The following is a 20899-nucleotide window of genomic DNA, read 5'->3' as shown; positions in this document are numbered from 1 at the left end:
CCGTGGTTCCGAGAGAAATCATCAGGCGGCAGGGACAAAACGGGATCCTGCCATGCGCGCCGAAACCGCCGCCATCGTCCATACCGAGGGCGAATCCAACACCTCCGCGGCGCGCAGCGATTGGTCTGCCGGGATCGGCGATGCCGGAACCCGCGCATTGCTCGCGCGCGACTCCGCCGCCTTCCTGCATCAGAGCCTGTCGAGCCCCTGCCTCACCGCCATCGCCAAGGCGGAGGGCATCTGGATCGAGGATACGATGGGGCGGCGCTACATGGATTTCCATGGCAACAGCGTCCACCATATCGGCTACGGCCATCCGCGCCTGAAGGAGGCGATCAAGGCACAGCTCGACAATCTCTGCTTCGCGCCGCGCCGCTTTACTTGCGAACCCGCCGTCGAACTGGCCGAGACGCTCGGGCGGATGGCGCCGGGCGATCTCGGCAAGGTGCTCTTCACCACCGGCGGCTCGGATGCGATCGAGGTGGCGCTGCGGCTCGCGCGTGCCGCGACCGGCCGGTTCAAGACCCTGTCCTTCTGGGACGCCTTCCATGGCGCCGGCTTCGGCGCCTCCAGCGTCGGCGGCGAGGCGACCTTCCGCTCCGGGATCGCCGGACCGCTCCTCCCCGGCGCCGAGCATGTCGCGCCCTGGGGCACCCGCAACTGTGCCTATGGCCATGACAATCTGGAGGATTCGGCCCGCGCCTGCGCTCGCATGATCTCCTATGTGCTGGCGCGGGAAGGGGATGTCGCGGCCGTCGTCGCCGAGCCGATGCGGGCGACGCCCTATCCGCCGGCGCCGGGCTTCTGGAAGAGCGTGCGCGAGGCCTGCGACCGTCACGGCACGCTCCTGATCTTCGACGAGATCCCGACCGGGCTCGGCAAGACCGGGCGCTTCTTCGCCCATGAACATGACGAAGTGCAGCCCGATATGGTCGTGCTCGGCAAGGCGCTGGGCGGTGGCATCCTGCCGATTGCCGCCGTGGTGGCGCGGCGCGATCTCGATGTCGCCGGCGGCTATGCGATCGGCCACTACACCCATGAGAAGAACCCGGTCACCACCCGCGCGGCGCTGACGACGATCAACATCATCCGCGAGGAGGGGCTGACCGAGCGCGCGGCCGAACTGGGCGCCTATGCGATGGAGCGCCTGCGGAATTTCGGCGCGAGCTGCCCGGCCGTCGGCGACGTGCGCGGGCGCGGCCTGCTCTTCGGGGTCGAACTCGTCTCCGATCGCGATGCCTGGAGGCCGGACAACGCCCTGGCTGAGCGGGTCTATTACCGTTGCCTGGAGGCAGGCCTGAGCTTCAAGATCAGCCAGGGTAATGTGCTGACCCTGTCGCCGCCGATGATAATCGCGCGGGCCGATCTCGAACGCGCGCTCGGCATTGTCGAGCAGGCAATCCTGGCCGGCTGAGAGGGCGATGATGAAGGCTGTTCGCACCGATCAGGAACTGGAATGCCCGGAAATCGACGCAGGGCTTCGCGCCCGCGGCGTCGAGCTCGTCACGCTGCCCGACGGGATTTCGGAGGAGGCGCTGATGCGGGAGGTCGCCGACGCCGATCTGCTGCTGATGTGCTACACGCCCATCACTGCGCGGGTGATCGCGGCGGCGCCCAAACTCAAGGGCATCGTCAAATACGGCGTCGGCATCGACGCGATCGATATTCCCGCCGCGAGCGCGCGCGGCATCCCCGTCGTCAACGTGCCCGAATACGCCGAGGAGACGGTCGCTGAGGGCGCCTTCGCCCTGGTGATCGCGCTCGCGAAGCGCCTGCCGGAGATCGGAGGCGCCATGCAGAGCGAGGGCTGGATCTGGCCGGCTGCTCGCTGGCTAGGCCGCGATATCGCCGGCGCGACGCTGGGGCTGGTCGGCACTGGCAAGATCGGGCGCAGCATGGCGCGGATGGCGGGGCAGGGGTTCCGGGCGCGCGTCCTCGGCTACGATCCGTATGTCGATGCCGCGACCATGGCGGCGGCCGGGATCGAGAAGGTCGACGACCTCCACGCGATGCTCCGGCAATGCGATCTCGTCTCGCTGCACAGCGTCCTGAACGACGCGACACGCCATATCATCGGCCGGGCCGAGTTGGCTTGCCTCAAGTCGGATGCGATCCTCGTCAATGTCTCGCGCGGCGCGCTGATCGACGAGGTGGCGCTGGTCGAGGCGGTGCTGGCGGGGAAGCTCGGCGGCGTCGGGCTCGACGTCTACAGCCAGGAGCCGCTCGCCCGCTCCGGCCACCCGCTCAGCCCGCTGTTCGGCCGCGACGACGTCATCCTGTTCCCGCACCTGACCTTCTTCACGCTCGAGGCGATGCGGCGCCTCTCCGACGACACGCTGGCGCGCTGCTTCGAGATCCTCGACGGCAGGCCGGTCCAGATCCGCTCGCACGACCCGCGCCTGCGGGCGCAGACGCGGAATGTCGCCTTCGCCTGAGCCTAGCGGAAGATCACTGTGCGGCGGCCGGCCAGCATCACCCGGCGCTCGATATGGAGCCTCAGCGCCCGGGCCAGCACGACGGCCTCGATGTCGCGGCCGGCGCTGACCAGATCGTCCGGCGCCAGTGAGTGGTCGGCACGGCCGACGTCCTGGTCGATGATCGGGCCTTCGTCGAGATCGGGCGTTACGTAATGCGCGGTCGCGCCGATCAGCTTCACGCCGCGATCATAGGCCTGATGATAGGGCTTGGCGCCCTTGAAGCTCGGCAGGAAGGAATGGTGGATATTGATCGCCCGCCCATCCAGCGCCCGGCAGAGATCATTCGACAGCACCTGCATATAGCGGGCGAGCACGACCAGCGATGAATTCGTCTCCGCGACGATCTCGAGCAGGCGCGCTTCCTGCTCGGCCTTGGTGGCGGGTGTGACGGGCAGGTAGTGGAAAGGAATGCCGTAGCTCTTGGCCAGCGCCTCGAAATCCCGGTGATTGGAGACGATGGCGGGAATTTCGATATTGAGATTACCTGTCGCCTGCCGGAACAGCAGGTCGTTCAGGCAATGGCCGAAGCGCGAGACCATCAGGAGCACCCGCGCCGGCGCGGCAGCGTCGATCGCGTCCCAATCCATGCGGAAGGTGCCGGCGACGCCGTCGAACTCGCGCCGGAACGCGGCTTCGTCGAAGCGTTCGCCCGTCGCGAAGGCGACGCGCATGAAGAAGCGGCCGTCGCGCGGATCGCTGAACTGCGCGCTTTCGAGGATGTTGCAGCCATGGCGGTAGAGCACGCCGCTGACGGCGTGGACGATGCCCGGCCGGTCCTCGCAGGACAAAGTCAGGATGCGGTCGGGCTTCTGCACCTTGAAGTCCCGCCCGAGGGCAGGGGCGTGCGCGGAATGGGCCTCAGTCATGGTCTCGTTTCTCTAGTGCATCGGACCGAAAAGTGGAATCCATTTTTCGGATAAATCCGATGCAACGCCAATGAGATAGATCATCGTGATCGCGTCCTTCAGGACGCGCGATGATCTAGAGCGCCTTGCGGTCGAGCGGCGCCGCGAGGCTCGCGCTGACCGGAACCGTGGTGCCGGCGAGGTCGATAGACCAGCTCCGTGCATCGAGCCAGGCCTGGTCGATCGGCTGATCGCTTGAAGCCCAGCCCAGCGCCACGATCCCGTCGAGGCTCGCGCCGAAGGCGGCCGAGGTGATCTCGCCGACCGGCTTGCCATCCGCCAGGATCGCTTCGCCGCCCCAGGCCATCTGCCCGTCCGGGCGCGGCCCGACAAGGGCGATCAGGCGTTTGGTGCGCGGCGCGGCCTTGGCAGTGATGAGTGCCTCGCGGCCGAGGAAGTCGCCCTTGCCGAGCTTCACCGCGAAGCCGAGGCCCGCTTCGTACGGATTCACGTCCGGCGTCAGTTCGCGGCCCCAGGCGCGGAAACCCTTCTCGATGCGCAGGGAATCGACGGCGTAATAGCCGGCATCCACCAGTCCGAGATCGGCCCCGGCCTCATGGAGCGCGTCATAGATCGCGGCGGTGAACTCGACGGGGGCGTAGAGCTCGAAGCCGTCGCCGAGATAGGAGCGGCGGCAGGCCCAGGTCGTGGCATAGCCGATCGTGATCTTGCGGATGGCGTTGGCCGGGAAATCGGCGAGGTCGAAGGAGGTCGGCGAGAGGCGGGCCAGAAGCTCGGGCACCTTCGGCCCGGCGAGCGAAAGCACGGCATAGGACGAGGTCACGTCCGTCAGCGTCACGCCTTCAGGCAACTGGCGCCTGATCCAGTGGGCGTCGCGTGTCGCCTGGGCGGTGCCGGTGAGCAGGAGATAGCTGTCGGGCGCGATCCGCGCGGCGGTGAGGTCGCTCTCGAACGTACCTCGGGCATTGAGCAGCGCCGTATAGACCGAAGTTCCGACCGGCACGGCGACATCATTGGCGGCGAGGCGCTGCAAGGCGACCTCGGCCTGCGGCCCCTGCAACAGGAACTTGGCGAAGCTCGACATGTCGACGAGCCCGGCCGCCTCGCGGCAGGCGCGGTGCTCGGCTGCGACCGTCTCGAACCAGTTCTGCGGGCCGAAGGAATAGCCGATCGTGCGCTCCGCTTCGGTGCGGGCGAAATAGTTCGCGCGCTCCCAGCCCATCTTCGATCCGAAGACGGCGCCCTTGGCGGCGAGCCGGCCATAGAGCGGCGAGCGCCGGAAGGGGCGGGCGGTATCGAGTTCGCGGTTCGGCCAGGGCATGGCGTAATGCAGCCCCAGCGTCTCCTTGATGCGGTCCTTCAGCCAGGCCGGGTTGTTGTTAAAATCGGCGAAGCGGCGGATATCGACCGGCCAGAGGTCGCTGGTCGCCTCGCCCTCGACGATCCATTCGGCCAGCGCCCGGCCGGCGCCGCCGGCCGACGCGATACCCATCGAGTTGAAGCCGGCGCCGACATAGACGCCCGCCACCTCCGGCGCCTCGCCGAGCAGGAAGTTGTTGTCTGGTGTGAAGCTCTCGGGGCCGTTGAGGAAGGTCTTGATCTCGGCGGTTTCCAGCGCCGGCACGCGCTCGAGCGCGTTCTCCATCAGGATGCCGAACTGGTCCCAGTCGTCAGGCAGGAGCTGGAACTCGAACGGATGGGGGATGCCATCCATGCCCCAGGGCTTCGCATCCGGTTCGAACCCGCCCATGACGAGGCCGCCGACCTCCTCCTTGAAATAGATATAGCCGTCGGGATCGCGCATCACCGGCAGGTCCGGCGAGACGCCTGCGATCTTGCCGGTGACGATGTACATGTGCTCGGCCGAGTGCAGCGGCACCGAGACGCCGCACATCTGGCCGATAGCGCGCGACCACTGCCCGGCGCAGATGACCAGCACCTCGCATTCGACCCGGCCCTGATCGGTCTGCACCGCCTTGACCCGCCCCTTCTCCGTCTCGATGCCGGTGACGCGGATGCCCTCGCGCACGGTCGCGCCGCCGCTGCGAGCGCCGCGCGCCAGCGCCTGCGTGATGTCGGAGGGGTTGGCCTTGCCGTCGCCGGGCAGCCAGACGCCGCCGACGAGATCGTCGGTGCGCATCACCGGCCATTTATCGCCGGCCTCCTGCGGACTCAGCTCCTCGATCTCGACGCCCTGCGCGCGCGCCGCCGAGATCGTCCGGCGCAGTTGCGTCATGCGTTCCTGCGTGCGCGCGACCGAGACCGAACCGCAGCGCTTCCAGCCGGTAGCCAGCCCGGTCTCGTTCTCCAGCGAGGCGTAGAGCTCGGTCGAATAGCGGATCAGGCGCGTCATGCTGGACTGGCTGCGCAATTGCCCGACGAGGCCGGCCGCATGCCAGGTCGTGCCGGAGGAGAGGCGCCCCTGTTCCAGCAGCAGCACGTCGCGCCAGCCGAGCTTGGTCAGGTGATAGGCAACCGAGCAGCCGATGATGCCGCCGCCGATGATGACGACACGGGATTGGGTGGGAATGGACATGAGCGCCTCCGCGATGGAAGGCAGCTTAACGGCCTGAATTCAGAAAACAACAAAAAACCACAAAAACGGGCAATTCATCCGGCGTGGACTCGAACCCCTTGCTCCGCCAGTTTCGCGGCGAGCGGGGCGGGCAGGGCCTGGTCGACCAGAAGCCCTGCGCAAGGCTTGTCGCCACCGATGCGGCTGGGCAGGACGAGCCCGAACTTGCTGTTGTCGGCCATCAGGAAGCCTTGCTCGGCCGCGTTCAGCAGGGCTGTGCGGGTGGCGGCACCGGCACGGGTATAGTCGGTCGCGTATCCGCCCGGATCGACCCCACCGACGCTGACGAAGGCGAAATCGGCCGAGAGCCGCGCGATCGCCCTGAGCGTCTCCGGGCCGGTCGTCGCATCCTCGTTGCGGTCGAACTCGCCGCCGATCAGGAAGACGCGGGCGCCACCCAGCCGGCTGACGAGCCGAGCATTCTCCAGCGAGGTGGTATGCACGATCAGGCGCTTGCGGTCTGAGCGGGCCAGCGCCCGCGCCAAAGCCTCGGTCGTCGTGCCGGAGTCCAGCAGGATGGTCATGCCGTCGCCGATCAGCGAGACCGCGAGATCGGCGATCGCCTCCTTGCCGGCGCGGTTCACGGTGCGCCGGCTGGCGAAGGACGCTTCCGAGCGTTCGTTGCGGATGGCGCCGCCATGGACGATCGCGAGCAGGCTGCCGGCCGACAGAGCCTTGAGATCACGCCTCACCGTCTCGCGCGACACGTCGAGCACATGCGCAAGCTCCTCCACCGTGACGGAGCCCGTCTCGTCGAGCTTCGCCAGGATGGCGTGGTGTCGTCGTGCTGCGATGTCGCGCGTCATTCAGGCGGGACCGGCTAGGCCGTGGCCCCGGCGCCAAGTCCGCCGATGCAGGTGTATTTCACGTCGAGATAGTCCTGCAGGCCGTATTTCGAGCCTTCGGAGCCCAGCCCGGATTCCTTGACGCCACCGAAGGGGGCGACCTCGGTGGTGATGATGCCTTCGTTTACGCCGACGATGCCGTATTGCAGCGCTTCCGAGACGCGGAAGGTGCGGCCGAGATCGCGGGTGTAGAAGTAGCAGGCGAGCCCGTACTCGGTGTCGTTGGCGAGCCGGATCGCCTCCGCCTCGGTCTCGAAGCGGAAGACCGGAGCGACCGGTCCGAATATCTCCTCGCGGGCGAACTGCATCGCGCTGGTCGCGCCCGCGATCACGGTGGGCTCGTAGAAGCTCAGCCCCAGTTCCGAGCGCTTGCCGCCGGTCGCGACGGTGCCGCCCTTGGCCGTGGCGTCCGCCACCATCTCCTCGACCTTGACGAGTGCCTTGTCGTCGATCAGCGGACCCTGCGTCACGCCGACCTCGAGGCCCGAGCCGAGCTTGAGCTTGCGGGCTGCGGCCGCCAGCTTCTCGACGAAGGCGTCGTAGATGCCGGCCTGCGCATAGAATCGGTTGGTGCAGACGCAGGTCTGCCCGGAGTTGCGGAATTTTGCGGCGATCGCGCCTTCGACCGCGCGGTCGAGATCGGCATCGTCGAAGACGATGAAGGGCGCGTTGCCGCCGAGTTCCATCGAGACCTTCTTGACCGTCTCGGCCGCCTGCTTGAGCAGGACCTTGCCGACCGGGGTCGAGCCGGTGAAGGTGATCTTGCGCACGAGCGGATTGCCGGTGAGCTCGCCACCGACGGTGCGGGCGTCACCTGTCACGACATTGACGACGCTGGCCGGGATGCCGGCCTTCTCGGCGAGGATGCCCCAGGCCAGCGCCGAATAGGGCGTCTGCGAGGCCGGCTTGGCGACGACGGTGCAGCCAGCGGCCAGCGCCGGGCCGATCTTGCGGGCCAGCATCGAGGAGGGGAAGTTCCAGGGCGTGATCGCGCCGACGACGCCGAGCGGCTGCTTGGTCACGATGATGCGGCGGTCGGCCCAGGGGGAGGGGATGACGTCGCCATAGACGCGCCGCGCCTCCTCGGCGAACCACAGCACATAGGCCGCGCTCATGCCGACCTCGCCCTTGGCCTCGGCCAGCGGCTTGCCCTGTTCGCGGGTCAGAAGTTCGGCGAGAGCGTCCTGATGCTTCAGGATTTCGTCGGCGAGCTTGCGCAGCAGCACCGCGCGCTCCTGTGCGGTCTTGGCGGCCCAGGCCGGGAAGGCTGCATGCGCGGCCTCGATCGCGGCGCGCGTCTCCGTCACGCCGGCGGAGGGAACCGTGCCGATGGACTTGCCCGTCGCCGGATCGGTGACGTCGATCGTTCCGCCCGATGCCTTGTCCAGCCAGCGCCCGCCGACGAAGATCGCGTCGCGCTTGAAATCGCTCCACTGGGACATGTTTCAGCCTTTCAGAAATGCGGGGAGGCACGGCCGCGTGCCTTGCAGGCAAGGCACGTCGAGGCGGCGAGGTTCTGCCCGCGGAATCTCGCGAGCCATTTCTAGCCGCCGATCGGCGCAATGTGAACAAGAGCCATTTACGGCGCGGTTGCAGCGGATACGCTCGCACCGATTCTGTCCGGTGCTGATCCCAAGCTTTTGATCGTCGGCGTCGTGGTTCGAGAAAGGTGTTCCGATGACCGAAAGCTCCCGCCCGTCCGCCGCCATGCGCCTCGACCAGGCGCTCGCCCGGATTCGCGACCCCAGGCTCGAGGGCGGGAAGGTCTTCACGGCGCTCTACGAAGCTGCGGCGCGGCGCGAGGCCGAGGCTTCCGACGCCCGGATCGCGGCCGGAAAGCCCTTGGGACTGCTCGACGGCCGGATCGTCTCGATCAAGGACCTTTTCGATGTGGCGGGCGAGACGACGCGGGCGGGAGCAGCCGTCCTGCGCCGCCAGCCGCCGGCCGCCACTGATGCCCCGATCGTCCAGCGTCTGCGCGCCGCCGGCGCCGTTATCGTCGGCAAGACGCAGATGACGGAATTCGCCTTCTCTGCGCTCGGCACAAACTCCCATGATCCGGTTGCGGGCAATCCGCACGATCGCAGCCGCGCGCCGGGCGGGTCATCTTCGGGCGCCGTGGTCTCGGTGGTCGACGACATGGCCGAGATCGCGATCGGCAGCGATACCGGCGGCTCGATCCGCATCCCGTCGGCCCTGACCGGCGCGGTTGGCTTCAAGCCGACTTCGGGCCGCGTTCCGACGACCGGCGCCTTTTCCCTCTCCAGCACGCTCGACACGGTCGGCCCCATCGCCCGCAGTGTCGCCGACTGCGCCATCACCGACGCCGTCCTCGCCGGGGAGGCGCATGCGCCGCTGGCACCGCGGCCGCAGGCCCGCTTCGTGATCGCGCGCGGACGGCTGTTCGATGCGATGGAGAGCGAGGTCGCCGAGGCGTTCGAGGCCGGCCTGGAGCGGCTGCGGCGTGCCGGCCTCAGCGTTGAGGATGGTTCGCTCGACCCGAGCCTCGATGCCCTGGCAGCGCTCGACAAGATCGGCGGCTTCCCCTCGATCGAACTTGGCGCGACCTTGCGCGATCTCGGCGTCGACGGCCTCGACGAGGTCGATCCCAAGACGCGCGCGCGCATTGAACTGGGCGCCGGCATCCTCGGCGTCGACTATGTCCGCATGCAGCGCCGGCGTGCCGCGGCGGTCGCGGCTTTCGAGGCGGCGATGACCGACGAGACCGTCTACCTCCTGCCGACGACCCCGATCCGGGCGCCGCTCCTGGCTTCGGTTGCGGATGATGCCGGCTTCCACCATGCCAACGGCCTCGTGCTGCGTAACCCTCGCGTCGGCAACCTGCTCGATACGCCCTCGCTCTCGCTGCCTTTGCCGGTTCCCGCAGGCTCGCTCCCGGTCGGGATGATGCTGATCGGCCGGCGCGGCGCCGACCGCTCCTTGCTGGCGATGGCGGCGAGCGTCGAGGCGGCGCTCTCTCGCGCTTGAGGGCTGAGGCGGGGAGGCCGGACATTCGGCCACCCCAGCCTGGCCAGGAATGGCAATCCAGCCGGGGCCTGGGTCCGGCCGGGCCTATTTCTCCGGTCCGGCCATAGCCTGCTCCAGCACCGGCATCAGGTCCCAGATCCGGCGGTTGAGCGCTTGGAGACCTTGGATCGTGCGGGAGATTTCCTCCAGCCGGTCGTGGTCGACGGCCTTGCGTAGGCCGAAGCGCAGGTTGCCGCGGCTCTCTTCCACCTTCATGTGCTGGGTATGGGTGATCTCGCCCTCGGCATCGATGACGAAGGTCGCGTGGCTGAGGTCGTTGCGCAGCCGCGTCGCGGCCGAGAAGCGCTCGACGATGTCGTTGATCTCGCCGCGCACCGCCTTGTCGAGCGGAGCGATCTTGGCGAGGCGCTGCACCAGGTCGAGCCGCGCCCGCGTCGTGTTCAGCGTGGCGAAGACGATGGCCGCCGCCCGCTCGTTCGTGCCGAGCAGGAGCATCAATATGTAGATGAACAGGCTCTCGTCGTTCGACCACGCAAGATTCAGGTCGCCTACCAGGTTCATGAAGGCTAGCCTGCGCTCGGACGAACGCCGCGCGGAGACGATCTCCAGTGCGTCGAAATCCGGGCGGGGCGGCAGGACCGATGTTCCCTTCGCGGGCCTGCGCATAGCTCCCCCCTTCAAGGCGAGGTTTCGGGTGGGGCGAGGAGGCCATGTTCGAGCTGCTCAAGATCCGCAGGGCACGGCGGCTGGCTCACGCCACCCTCGACCCCTTTCTGCGCGGAGCAGCGGGCACTGCCGACGGCCTGCAGGCGGGCGACTGGCTGCACCCCCAGATCATCGGCTTCCTCGCGACGCTCGTCACGCTGGTCGCGCAACGTGATTGCGGCCCGATGCGCAGCGATACGCTCGCCGCCGTACAGGCCGATGTTCTGAATGCGGTGACCGGGATTGGCCCCGAGCTGATCGGGGAGGAGATCTGTCTGTGGAGCAGCCGCGCCGATCCGGCCTTCGCCGCCGGTGTCGGTGGCGCGGCTGCGTTCCTGGAGGCGATGTCGGGACGTGGCGGCGATCCGGACGACAACGAAGCGATGGATGCGACGCTGGTGCTGCTCTGGGAGGAGCATGTCGATCATCCGCTCGCGCGGGTGCAGGGCGGGCGCCTGGGTGTTTGACGACGTCACGGCAGGCGGCGTGGCTGAAGACCCGCGCCGCGGCCGCCCTGGCGCACTAGAGCCGGGCATCGTCTTGCCCGCAACAGTCCATCTGCTGTTCCGGCTCGTCGAACAGGCTCAGTTCGAGCTGCTGTTCTCCGGCCGTCACGAAACGTGCGGCGGACGGGCGGGCGGGAGAGGAATAGGCCAGCAATCGGTGAAGCGCGTCGAAGAAGGCGGTGTCGCTGCACGGTGAGGCGAGATTGTCGAGAGCGTTGAGGAAGCGCTCGTAGCGTGCCCGATAGACCGCCTGTCCAGGCTGCGGCGGCGATGCCACTTCCTGCTGCAGGGGCGCCCGGATATCGAGTGGCGGCCAGGTTCCCGCCGGTGGAGCATCGACATTGCCCTCTTTTGCCGCGAGCCCTGCTGCGATCTTGCCTTTCAGATGCCAGGCCGTTCGGACGGAAATGCCGAGAATCTGCCCGAGCTTCTGCGAACTCAGGCGGTGGCCGCTCGACATCAGGAGGTAGAGCCCCTGCAGCCAGACATGCATCGGGACGTGACTGTTCTGGAAGATCGTGCCGTGCCTCACCGTGAAGGGCTTGCGGCAGGCGTAGCATTTCCAGGTGCCGATCGAGCAGCTTGACCCACTCAGCCGGCCGAGGCGGGAGTTTTCCCGGCAATGCGGACAAACCGGCCCGTCGCGCCAGATCAGCGCTTCCAGCGAGAGGAAGGCGGCTCGTTCGTCGTGCAGGCGGACGGCGTAAGGCATAGCCAGCCTCCGGCGCGCAGCAAGGGGACGATCCCTGGGTCGATGAAAGTCAACAATCGGTTAACGCAGGGTATTTATTCGACACGTTGACGCACCCGGTGCGTCATGGCTCTTTATAGCAACGGACTGCCTCCGATGGAACAAAAATCACAAAAGGCATCCGAGTTTAGTTTCTAATCTCACGGGCTTGTTAAATTGAAGCCCGCGCGATCTATGACGGCCGCGAGGAATATTTATTCAGATCTTGTAGGCATCGGTGCGGGTTGACGCTCGCGCATATGATCGATGCTACGTTTTTTCGCTTCATTCCGGTTGAATGCTTCAGAATAAAAATATCACCCGAGGGTTCATTCGGAATGAGAATTCCACAATGAGTGATCGGGAGGGAGGCCAATGATTTAGGACCGCGTCTATCCGGGCTCCATACCCCGGGGAAGGAAGTTTCGCTGTATCGGCGCGACGAAGTTCCAAAAAGCATGACGTTTTCATTCAATCGGCATCGTTTGTGACGGAACGCGCAGCGCAGAAGAGAGGCGCATATCCGGCACGTCGCGATGTTTCCTGAACATCAGGAGCGTGTCATGCCTAAGCCTCAGAAACATGACGACAATCAAGATCAGGCCCAATTGCAGGCTCAGGCCGAACTCCAGGGTCAGGGACAAGGTCAGGGTCAGGGTCAGGGTCAGGGTCAGGGACAAGGCCAGGGGCAGGGCCAGTTCCAGTATGCCGGGCAGGCCGTCGAGACCGAAGTCTGGAACGCTAACGGTAACCTGAACGGCAACGGCAACCTGAACGGTAACGGCAATCTCAATGCCAACGGCAACCTCAACTACAACGAGGTCACCAACGACATCAACAATCACGTCAACACCCGCGTCGACGTGAATGTGAGGGTCGATGTCGATGCTGAAGCGCCTGAGCCGGATGGCCCGATCGATCCCGACGCGATCGACATCGAGACCATCAGCGGCCTCACTAACTCGATCGTCATGCCGGATGTCGTCACCCAGTCGCTCACGACGGGTAACCAGTTCAATCTCGACCAGATCAACAACCTGACCGACAACGACTCGCTGTCCAGCGCGACCGTGAGCTACACGGCCGGTGGCTTGGCCGATGCGGGCTGCTGGGATGATCCGAACTCGGTGGGCGATTTCAGCATGACCGCCACCGCGAGGGGCGGCACGGCTGAGGCCTATATCGGCTCGCTCACCGGCGATGACGGCGACTTCGGCGGTGCTGCCGCGGCGACCGCCGCTGCCAGTGTCAGCCAGGAAGCCTTCACCCAGTCGATCGTCCAGGGTGCGAACATCCAGTTCAACTCTGTCGATGCGACGATGGTTTCCGGGGACGCGTACGATTCCCTCTAAGACCTGACCAGGTCAGCGACCGCGCGGGTTCGGCCCGCGCGGTTTTCGCTCTGTAATCCTTCTCCTCATGCGCGAGATGCGCGTGGAATCTTCCCACCCGGTGCGAGCCGGACGCAGCGGAGGATTATGCCATGCAGGCTGGCGGCATCACCGAGACCATCTGGCACTTCATCGGGTATCTGCATCTCGCCGATTCCGTTGCGCGTACCCCGACCTTCTACGAAGGTGACCAGTGGTCGCCACTGCCGCCGGATTTCCACGATTCCGCACGCGAGCTGCTTCGCGGGCTTGCTTTCGATGAATTGGTCTCGGTTCCGACGACGATCCAGGAGACGCTGGCGTCGCGTCCGCCGGGGAGCCTGGGCCAAGACCTGTCGCCGGCGGGCTTCGGCGCCCTGAGCCGGCCTCTGGCGCCGGTCTCGCCGCCGCTCAAGCCCCTTCCGCTTCAAGCCGATCAACTCGGTTTCGGCATGGGCGCCTCGCCGCGCGTCATCACCGTCGAATACCGGGAAGGCGGTACCGAGAACCTGACCCAGATTCGCCAGGTCAACATTCTGAGCGATCGCGATCTCATCACCTCGGACGACATCCGCTATGCCGATGGCAGCGTCGTGGTTCCGCCGGAACTGCAACTCGGCGATCGTTTCGCCGAACTGGTGACGCAGGCGAACGACGTCGTGCCGGACGGCATTCCCGATATGGCGACAGCCTTCCGGTTCGGCACCGAGAGCGCCGTCGCGCTGATTTCCGGCCGCGACGCTGCTTGGGCCGAGACCGGCAGCCCCTATCCGGAAGGCACCTCCGTGGACGCCGCGCGGGTGGGGCGCATCGTCGATGGCGTCGCCAATGCTCCCGAGCCTTACGCCCCGACATTGCTCGACATCGCGCCCTGGCGGCCGGTCGAGGCGCCGGCCGAGCTCGTCGTCGAGGCGAAACTGGACCTTGCGGGTCCGACCGGAGGCGTCGCGACACTGGCCGAAACCGGCCTGAACACGCAGGTCAATGCGGCCGTGATCGTCGATGCCAACGAGGCCGTCGGCTCGATGACGGTCGGCGGCGATTATTTCTACAGCCGCGGCATCGTCCAGGTGAACATCCTGGTCGACAACGACGATGTCGACATCGCCGTCGCGGGGGATCTCTCACCGATCGTGAAGACGGCGGGCAACGAGGTCCACAACATCGCCGAGTTCATCACGCATGAATCGACGATCAGCGTCCGCGGCGCGGCCGGCACCCCGCATTGGGTCGTCGACGTCATGTCCGGCGACTTCTACGACGTGAAGTCGATCGTTCAGTTCAACGGTCTCGACGACAACGACCGGACGGTGCAGGCGGAAGGCGGCACCTATTTCAATCTCGGCACCGGCGAGAACCTGCAGATCAACCTGACCAAGGTTTTCGGGTTCGACAGCTACGACATCATCATCATCGGCGGGAATTATCATCGCGCGGACTGGATCTACCAGTACAACGTCATGCTCGATCCCGATTCCGCCAAGCTCTACAGCACCGGCGGAGAGGATGGCGAGACGACCGTCACCACGGGCTTCAACAGCCTGGCCAACCGGGCCACCATCGAGAGCTACGACGCGCCGGCCTTCAAGCCGATGCTCGACGCCCATCACGATCTGATGGGTCTGCTCGCGGACGGTGCGACCATCCTCACTCCCGATGCCGACTGGCAGCTCTATGGCAGCGCCTCGGGCACGCTGAAGATTCTCTACGCTTCCGGCGACTACTACGATGTCAACGTCATCACGCAGGTGAACTTCCTGATCGATGGCGACCAGAGCATCCAGGCCAGCGCCAGCGCGGGGACCGAGCAGGGCTTGGCGGCGGGCGGCAACAGCGCGCTCAACGAAGCTGTCATCGTCGATCCCGGCCTCCTCTCGACCTCCAACTATCTCGGCGGCGATGCCTATGAGGAAGCCGTGCTGATCCAGGTCGACATCGTCACCGACAGTGACACCGTGACGATCCACGACACGACCACGCTGGTGCCGGAGCTCGTCGCCTTCGCCGAGCAAGCGGCGCACGAGCCGGAGCCCGATTGTCCGCACGCGCACACTGTCGATCCCCAGCAGGATCATCTGACGTCGAGCATCATGGTCTGAAGCGTAACAACAGGAACGGGGCAGGGGCATGAGCGAGAAGAGCGAGGCACCACCGCCAGCCGCACCGCTTCAGGCCGGTCCCGTGCCGGTCCGGGTGCTTGGCCTGCCGCTTGCGATGGGCGTGGCGAGTGCCGGGCCCGAGCGCACGGCTAACAGCAATAGTCGGGTCGCTCTGGCGCCGGTCGGGCCGGCGTCGTCGCCACAAGGCGACACCGTTCGCGCCGATGCGCGCCGCGATGGCCGGCCGGCTCCCGAGCCCGCCCTGCTGCGTCCGAAGCCGCAGGCCGAGGCGTCCAAGACGGCCCATGACGGCGACCGCGGCGGCAAGGGCGGTGGCAGCGGCGGCGGTGGTGGTCGCGGCGGATCAGGCCGCGGCACGCCGATCGAGCAGCGCCTTGGCGACCGGGACTTCAAGCAGGTCCTTGGTCAGGGTCTCTCCGGCGCACGGCACAATCTGATGATCGTTGCCTTGTTCTCCGTCGTGGTGAACACGCTGGTGCTCGCCGTGCCGATCTATCTCTTCCAGATGTCGGATCGCGTGCTGACCAGTCGCAGCCTCGACACGCTCATCATGCTGTCGCTCATCGTCATGGTCGCGATCGGTGCGCATGTGCTGCTCGACATGGTGCGCCGCTTCATCCTGATGCGCGTGGCGGTCGATGTCGAAAGCCGGCTCGGCGGGCCCGTGCTGGCGGCGGCGGCCAAGGCCGCTCAGACCGGCTCAAACCGCGAGTTCCAGACGCTGGCCGATCTCCAGCAGATCCGCAGCTTCCTGACCGGCCCGGTCATCCTGACGATGCTCGATGCGCCGACGGCGCCGATCTACCTGCTGGCGGTGTTCCTGATCCACCCGCATCTCGGCTACATCGTCACCATCGCGGCGGTCATTCTGTTCGTCATCGCCTATTTCAATCAGCAGTTCACCGCGGTGCCCTTCGCACGCTCCAGCGCCTTCACGACGCGCGCGAACCTCCAGTCGGAGGCGATGTCCCGCAACGCGCAGGTGATCAATGCGATGGGCATGATCCCCGAGGGGGTGCTGATGTGGGGGCGCGAGACGGCCGAATCCCTCAAGGCCCAGGTCAGCGCGCAGGACCGCAACATCCTGATGACCGGGGCCTCCAAGTTCTTCCGGCTGGGCACGCAGGTCGCGATGCTCGGCTGGGGCGCGATGCTCTCGCTCGAAGGTCAGCTGACCGGCGGCATGGTCATCGCGTCATCGGTCGTTGCCGGTCGCGCGCTGGCGCCGATGGAGGGGACGATCGAGGGCTGGCGCAGCTTCATCCATGCGCGCGCCGCCTTCCAGCGCGTCAAGGCGCTGCTGCAGGCCTCGCCGCTCAATCTCGACCGGCTGAGGCTGCCGAACCCGAAGGGCCGCCTCGATGTCGAGCGCATCCTCTACGTGCCGCCGCCGAACAAGAAGGTCATCCTGAACGGCATCAGCTTCAGCCTCGAGCCCGGAGATTCGCTCGCCATCGTCGGCGCCTCCGGCTGCGGGAAATCGACGCTCGCCCGCATGCTCGTCGGCTCGATCTCGCCGACGGCAGGCACGGTGCGGCTTGACCGGATGGAGCAGCGCAACTGGGACCCGCGCCAGTTCGGCGAGAATGTCGGCTATCTCCCGCAGGACGTGCAGCTTTTCCCGGCATCGATCAAGGCCAACATCGCCCGCATGCGGGAAGACGCCTCCGATGCCGATGTCTTCGAGGCTGCCGAGATCGCCGATATCCACGAGATGGTCGCCCAGTTCACCCACGGCTACGAGACGCAGATCGGTATCGACGGCGCCCCGCTTTCGGGCGGGCAGAAGCAGCGTCTCGGCCTGGCGCGGGCGTTCTACGGCAATCCCCGGCTGGTCGTGCTGGACGAGCCGAACTCCAATCTCGACGTGCTCGGCGAGGCCGCTCTCGCCCGCGCCTTCCAGCGGGCGAAGGCGCGCGGCATGACCGTGGTCGCCGTGACGCAGCGGCCGTCCCTGCTGCGCAGCGTCGACAAGATCATGATGATCAAGGACGGCGCGGTGCAGGCCATCGGCACCCGCGACGAGATTTTGCCGATGATCGTCGGCCAGCGCAGCATCGATGGCGGCGCGCCGCGGCCGCAATAGCGCATGGATGGGGAGCGGGCACATGAGCGTCCAACTGATATCGCAGCCCTGGTACAGCGATGTGCCGCGCAGCACGCGATCGGCGACGATCGGCGGCGCCGTCATCGTCGCCGTGACCGTGATGGGCTTCGGCGTCTGGGGCAACACCGCGCCGATCGCGGGCGCCGTCATCGCCACCGGTGTCTTCGTCACCACCGGCCAGAACAAGACGATCCAGCATCTGGAAGGCGGCGTGATCCGCGAGATCCTCGTTCGCGAGGGCGATGTCGTCTTGCCCGGCCAGCGTTTGGTGAAACTGGACGACACCTCGGCCCGCGCCGAACTGCGCCGCCATGAACTGAAGCTCTATCGCCTGGAGATGATCGCGGGGCGGCTCAGGGCCGAGATCGCCGGCCTCGATGACTTCACTGGGCCGCCGCATCTGCTCGACAAGCGGGCTGATCCCGATATCGCGGCCTTGCTGGCGAACCAGCGCAGCGTCTTCCGCGCCCGACAGAACAACATGGCGAGCGAGATCGCGGCCCATCAGAAGAGCATCGACGCGCTGGAGGAGAAGGTTGCCGGCAGCAAGGTGCAACTCGCCGGCGTCGAAAAGCAGTCGCAATTGCTGAAGGAGGAGCTGGAGGGCAAGCAGGCCCTGCTGCAGCGCGGCTACATCCGCAAGCCGGAAGTGCTCTCGCTCCAGCGGCTTGCCGCCAATCTGGGCGGCGAGGCCGGCCGCATTACCGGCGATATCGGCGATGCCCGCGAACGGATCGCGCGTTCGGTCGAGCAGATCGACGGCGTGCGCAAGAACGCGCAGAAGATCGCCTCGGATCAGCTCCAGGAGATCAGCGCCGATCTCAACGACGTGCGTGAGCGCATCCACACCGTGAAGGGCGTGCTCGACCGCTCGAACATCACCGCGCCGGTGAGGGGCACCGTGGTCAAGCTGCGTTATCACACCTCCGGCGGCGTCATCGAGGCCGGCAAGAACATCATGGAGATCGTCTCGCTACAGGACGAGCTCATCATCGAGGCGCGCGTACGCCCGCAGGACATCGACAAGATCAAGCACAGTCAGATTGCGACAGTGCGCCTGACGGCTCTCAACCAGCGCGTCACGCCCATGGTCACTGGCCGGGTGATCTATATCTCGGCCGATGCGCTGCCCGACGAGAAGCAGCGCGCCTATCCCGGTGTTTCCGATCTCTACGTCGTGCGCGCCCGTCTCGATCCGAACAGCGTCGCCGGCATCCGCGACTTCCAGCCGACACCGGGAATGCCCGCCGACGTCTATATCCAGACGCACGAGCGCACCTTCTTCGAGTATTTGATGCAGCCGCTGAAGGACAGCATGGCCCGCGCCTTCCGCGAGAGCTGACATCCAGGGCGTCGACCGGCAGGATCGCCCTCAGGCCGGTCGGGACGGCGGTTTCCCTGGTGCTCACCGCACCAGGGAAACTGTGTGCTGTCCGATGGGCGCCGTCTTATGTCCGCGGAAGAGGCTAGCCGTACTTGCGGCCGGCGCTGAAAGGGCCGACGCGCCAGCCGAGCTTGTCCTCGATGCGCCGGGCCGCGTCCTTCACCGCCTCGACGAAACTCGCGTGCTCCTCGTTCACCCGGAACTCGGGCAGCACGATCGAGACGGTGATCGGGCAGGCACCGCTCTCGTCCAGCACGGGCGCGGCGATGCAGGCGACGGCGTAATCCGACTCGCCGGCCTGGATCGACACACCCGCTGCGAGCGCGTCGCGCGACTGGGCGAGCAGGGTGGCGGAATCCGTGACGGCGCGGCCGGTCGGCGAGGCCTTGGCGCTCTTGCGAAACAGGGCGGCGCGCTCCGTCTCATCCAGTCCGGCGACGAGCAGCCGGCCGGAGGCTGTCCAGTTCAATGGGACGCGCGTGCCGACGCGCGAGGTGATGACGAAATGGCCGGGCCCCTCGGCCATCGCTTCGACCACCATCATGCCGTCGTCGCGGCCGCAGATCTGCACGGTTTCGCCGACTTCGCGCGCCAGCACATGCATCTCATGCGTCGCGACATTGATGACTTGGAGATCGCGGGCATAGGCGAGGCCATAGTGGTAAAGCCGCGGACCCAGCCAGACGCCGCCCTCGCCGGTGCGCGCCAGCAGGCTCTTGTCGAGCAGGTCCTCGACGATGGCGTAAACCGTCGAGAGCGGCGCGCTGATCGCGCGGGCGACCTCATAGGCGGTCTGGGCCCGGCCTTCCTGCTGGAGATGGTCGAGGATCTGTACGGCGCGGTCGATGCCGCTGACGCGCGAGCGCCGCGGCCCGGCGGGCTCCGGCGTGTCTCCGCTGGCTGGCATCGTCGTGGCTTTGCTCATGTCCGGGCTTTCATGCCTGCCGCATACCGCTTCGAACGGCGCTGCCCCGCTGGGTTTCCATCGGGGCTAACCTCTCTGCCTTGCCGGCCGTTTCGTCAACGCCAGGACAGCCCGTGGCTGTGCCGGACAAGACGGCGCGGACGCGGCACATAGCGGCTGGCGGCGATCGCCTCGGCGCCGATCACCGCATGGCGCGGCTCGAACAGCCGGGTCAGCTTCGAGACGTCGCCATTGGAATCGGTCGCCTCCAGATCGCTGTCGATCAGGTCGAAGATCGTGAAATCGGCGCGCTCGCCGACGGTCAGCCGGTCCGTCATGTCGAGCTTGATCACCGAGGCCGGCGCATGGGTCACGGCGTGGATGATGGCGTCGAAGGGCATGCCGACGCAGAGCAGTTTCGACATCGTCGTGGCGAGGTCCCAGACCGGGAAGTTCATGCAGCGGTTGTGCAGGTCGGTCGAGATCGAGAACGGCATCAGCCCGCGCTGGATCGCGGCCTCCGCCACCTTGAAGGAGAAGGAGGCGCCGCCATGGCCGATATCGAGCCTCACGCCCTCGGCCGCGCAGCGCTCGGCCAGCTTGAACAGGTCCTCGTCTTCCAGGATGCTCGATCCGGCCTTGCCGTTGAAGCAATGGGTGACGACGTCGCCCGGCCCGAGGATCTCCAGAACCTCGTCGTAGAGGGCCGGTGGCTCGCCGACATGGACCATCATCGGCAGCTTGAGGATCTTGGCGATCTTCTTGCCGAGTTTGACCGGCGTCACGCCCCAGGAGCCGGTGATGACATGGCTCGCGCGCACCTTGAGACCGACGATATGCTCGCTGTTCTCGGCATAGCATTCGATGATGCGGTCGAGGTCGATATCCCTGATGTCGCGCAGCTCCGGCACGCGGTTGCAGGCGACGAGCCCGATCGAGCCGAGATTGAGGAAGGCCTTGATCCGCTCGCGGGCCGGCTCGATGACATATTCGCGGAAGCCGTGGAAATTGGCTTCGCCGGCCGAGCCTGCGTCGACCATCGTGGTGACGCCGCGTTCGGCCCCGCAATCGCTCGGCCTGAGCGAGATGTCGGTGCCGCCATGCCAGACATGGACATGGAGATCGACCCAGCCCGGCGAGACGAAGGCGCCCTTGCCGTCGATCCGCTCCGCATCGGCAGGTGCCGCCAGCGCGGGACCGATCGCGGCGATCTTGCCGTCGCCGCCGACCAGGATGTCGGTTGCCGTCGCGGGGATCGCCGGCCCGAAGGCGACCGGCTTCACATTGGCGATCAGGAGGGGCTGCCGCGTGGCAGGTGTCAT

General features: G+C 66.7%; 16 protein-coding genes. 8 read left to right on the top strand and 8 right to left on the bottom strand.

All coding sequences use genetic code 11. The features are described 5' to 3' along the window. Positions 1-52 precede the first annotated feature (52 nt). Together pbfA and ACODTJ_RS06845 are read left to right on the top strand one after the other, a co-directional pair. On the top strand, positions 53-1414 hold the full coding sequence (gene pbfA, locus ACODTJ_RS06850; protein WP_454657225.1) for a (R)-1-hydroxy-2-aminoethylphosphonate ammonia-lyase: 1362 nt from the start codon (positions 53-55) through the stop codon (positions 1412-1414). Positions 1415-1421: 7 nt separating this feature from the next. After that, positions 1422-2435, top strand: coding sequence for an NAD(P)-dependent oxidoreductase (locus tag ACODTJ_RS06845; RefSeq protein WP_454657224.1), 1014 nt, complete (start codon positions 1422-1424; stop codon positions 2433-2435). Between the two features lie 2 nt (positions 2436-2437). Here ACODTJ_RS06845 and purU read toward each other — a convergent pair whose 3' ends face one another. The 4 genes from purU to ACODTJ_RS06825 all read right to left on the bottom strand — a co-directional run bounded on the left by purU (position 2438) and on the right by ACODTJ_RS06825 (position 8205). Then, entirely contained in the window at positions 2438-3343 is a 906-nt protein-coding gene (gene purU / locus ACODTJ_RS06840; protein ID WP_454657223.1) for a formyltetrahydrofolate deformylase, read from the bottom strand. A 115-nt stretch (positions 3344-3458) separates the two neighbouring features. Beyond that, a complete protein-coding gene (locus ACODTJ_RS06835; RefSeq protein ID WP_454657222.1) occupies positions 3459-5879 on the bottom strand; it encodes a GcvT family protein in 2421 nt (806 codons plus the stop codon). Between the two features lie 74 nt (positions 5880-5953). Next, complete coding sequence (locus tag ACODTJ_RS06830; protein WP_454657221.1) at positions 5954-6724, bottom strand: DeoR/GlpR family DNA-binding transcription regulator; 771 nt, start codon at positions 6722-6724, stop codon at positions 5954-5956. A 14-nt stretch (positions 6725-6738) separates the two neighbouring features. Further along, positions 6739-8205, bottom strand: coding sequence for an NAD-dependent succinate-semialdehyde dehydrogenase (locus ACODTJ_RS06825; protein ID WP_454657220.1), 1467 nt, complete (start codon positions 8203-8205; stop codon positions 6739-6741). 235 nt (positions 8206-8440) lie between these two features. On the opposite strand from ACODTJ_RS06825, the gene ACODTJ_RS06820 reads away from it, so the two are divergent. Continuing rightward, the gene (locus ACODTJ_RS06820; RefSeq protein ID WP_454657219.1) at positions 8441-9751 is read left to right on the top strand and encodes an amidase family protein; all 1311 of its coding nucleotides are present in this window, start codon (positions 8441-8443) and stop codon (positions 9749-9751) included. 84 nt (positions 9752-9835) lie between these two features. On the opposite strand, the gene ACODTJ_RS06815 is transcribed toward ACODTJ_RS06820, so the two are convergent. Then, positions 9836-10417, bottom strand: a complete 582-nt coding sequence (locus ACODTJ_RS06815) for a hypothetical protein (protein WP_454657218.1) — start codon at positions 10415-10417, stop codon at positions 9836-9838. 44 nt (positions 10418-10461) lie between these two features. Here ACODTJ_RS06815 and ACODTJ_RS06810 point away from each other — a divergent pair, with 44 nt between their 5' ends. Further along, on the top strand, positions 10462-10923 hold the full coding sequence (locus ACODTJ_RS06810; RefSeq protein ID WP_454657217.1) for a hypothetical protein: 462 nt from the start codon (positions 10462-10464) through the stop codon (positions 10921-10923). A gap of 55 nt (positions 10924-10978) precedes the next feature. Here ACODTJ_RS06810 and ACODTJ_RS06805 read toward each other — a convergent pair whose 3' ends face one another. Further along, positions 10979-11674 (bottom strand): transposase, encoded by a 696-nt coding sequence (locus ACODTJ_RS06805; protein WP_454657216.1) that lies wholly within the window; start codon positions 11672-11674, stop codon positions 10979-10981. Between the two features lie 581 nt (positions 11675-12255). On the opposite strand from ACODTJ_RS06805, the gene ACODTJ_RS06800 reads away from it, so the two are divergent. From ACODTJ_RS06800 to ACODTJ_RS06785, 4 genes are all read left to right on the top strand, one after another. Further along, positions 12256-13044: a hypothetical protein gene (locus ACODTJ_RS06800; protein ID WP_454657215.1), complete on the top strand. Its 789-nt coding sequence runs from the start codon at positions 12256-12258 to the stop codon at positions 13042-13044. A gap of 131 nt (positions 13045-13175) precedes the next feature. Next, positions 13176-15161, top strand: coding sequence for a hypothetical protein (locus tag ACODTJ_RS06795; protein ID WP_454657214.1), 1986 nt, complete (start codon positions 13176-13178; stop codon positions 15159-15161). 28 nt (positions 15162-15189) lie between these two features. Then, the gene (locus ACODTJ_RS06790) at positions 15190-17268 is read left to right on the top strand and encodes a type I secretion system permease/ATPase (RefSeq protein WP_454657213.1); all 2079 of its coding nucleotides are present in this window, start codon (positions 15190-15192) and stop codon (positions 17266-17268) included. A gap of 22 nt (positions 17269-17290) precedes the next feature. Beyond that, complete coding sequence (locus ACODTJ_RS06785) at positions 17291-18631, top strand: HlyD family type I secretion periplasmic adaptor subunit (protein ID WP_454657212.1); 1341 nt, start codon at positions 17291-17293, stop codon at positions 18629-18631. A gap of 124 nt (positions 18632-18755) precedes the next feature. Here the strand turns inward: ACODTJ_RS06785 and ACODTJ_RS06780 are convergent, their stop codons facing one another. Together ACODTJ_RS06780 and ACODTJ_RS06775 are read right to left on the bottom strand one after the other, a co-directional pair. Next, positions 18756-19598, bottom strand: coding sequence for an IclR family transcriptional regulator (locus tag ACODTJ_RS06780; RefSeq protein WP_454657211.1), 843 nt, complete (start codon positions 19596-19598; stop codon positions 18756-18758). Between the two features lie 95 nt (positions 19599-19693). Continuing rightward, positions 19694-20899, bottom strand: coding sequence for an amidohydrolase/deacetylase family metallohydrolase (locus ACODTJ_RS06775; protein WP_454657210.1), 1206 nt, complete (start codon positions 20897-20899; stop codon positions 19694-19696).

It is taken from the genome of Allobosea sp. FG18, from assembly GCF_057809495.1.
This window is presented reverse-complemented; position numbering and strand designations above follow the sequence as displayed.